The 1257-nt window shown below is 78.0% G+C and carries 1 protein-coding gene and 1 pseudogene; both read left to right on the top strand.

Features of this window, described 5'->3' with window-relative positions:
* Window positions 1-1039 (top strand): RDD family protein (locus GRC12_RS44525; protein WP_244374716.1); only part of this gene is annotated, 1039 nt, incomplete at its 5' end.
* Window positions 1040-1128: 89 nt separating this feature from the next.
* Window positions 1129-1257: pseudogene (locus GRC12_RS46220) on the top strand (RDD family protein); the annotation flags it as partial.

The raw sequence follows: 1257 nt of genomic DNA, 5'->3' as shown, positions 1-1257 counted from the left end.
GGCGGGGGGCACGGGGGCGCCCGACGGCAGCCCGGGCGGATCCGGCGCCGGGGCGCGGTCCGTGCCCGGCGCTGAGGGCGCCGTGGGTCCCGGGGGCCATGGCGCCGGTGTCGGGGCGCCCGGCCTCGCCGGAGGCGCCCGTGCCGGTGGCCAGGGCACGCCCGGTGCCTCCGGGGGGCCCGCGTTCGGGCCGTCGTCCTCGGCCGCCGCGGCCGCTCCCGCCGTACCGGCCGCATCCAGTGGTCCCGGGTTCGGCGCGGGCAAGGCCGCCGCCGAGCGGGCCGCGGCCGCCGCTCCGGCCGCCCTCTCCGGCCCCCAGCAGCCCGCTCCCGCGGTCCCGCAGCAGCCGGGCGCCGCCCAGCCCGCGCCCGTCGGTCAGCCCGGAGCCGACCAGTCGGCCCCGGCCGCCCCCATGACCAGCGGTCCCGGCGGGGGTCAGCCCTCCTGGGCGCAGCAAGTGCACCGGCTGGCCGGGGGCTCCGAGGGCGAGCAGCCCGTCGTGCCCTGGAAGCCGCCCGTCGAGGACGTGTTCCAGGCCGCCGCCCGGCGTCAGTCGGCCGCGCGGCCCGCCCCGCTCGGCAAGCGGCTGCTGGCGCGGATCGTCGACAACCTCGTCATCGGCGCCGTCACCGCCGTCGCCGCCGTCCCCCTCGGCACCAAGGCGATCGACCACGTCAACGACAAGATCGACGCGGCCAGGCTCAGCGGCCGGACCGTCACCGTCTGGCTCCTGGACGGCACGACCTCCGTCTACCTCGGCATCGTCCTCGCCGTCCTGCTCGTCTTCGGCGTCCTCTACGAGGCCCTGCCCACCGCCCGCTGGGGCCGCACCCTCGGCAAGCGGCTGCTCGGCCTGGAGGTCCGCGACATCGAGGCGCACGAGCCGCCCGGCTTCGGTGCCGCCCTGCGCCGCTGGCTCGTCTACAGCGTCCCCGGCGTCCTCGGCATCGGTGTCGTCGGTGTCCTGTGGTGCCTGTTCGACCGCCCCTGGCACCAGTGCTGGCACGACAAGGCGGCCCGTACGTTCGTCGCCGGGTGACCGACTACGCCGTACGGCGTAGCTGATTTCGTACCCCGGACGGCCGTCCGCCGGATGCAAAGCCGCGGGGTTCGCGGTCCACTCGGGCCATGAGCAGCGAACCCCCCGGCTCCGGCGCCCAGCCGCCGGACGACGACCCGTTCAGGAAGCAGCCCCCGCCCGGAGCGCCCGGAACGCCGGGAGCGGGCTCGGGCTCGCCCTACGACTCCCCCCAGCCC

This window comes from Streptomyces griseorubiginosus (assembly GCF_017614965.1).
GTDB lineage: Bacteria > Actinomycetota > Actinomycetes > Streptomycetales > Streptomycetaceae > Streptomyces > Streptomyces griseorubiginosus_B.
Note: the sequence above shows the minus strand (reverse complement) of the source record. Positions and strands in the feature narration are given on the sequence as shown.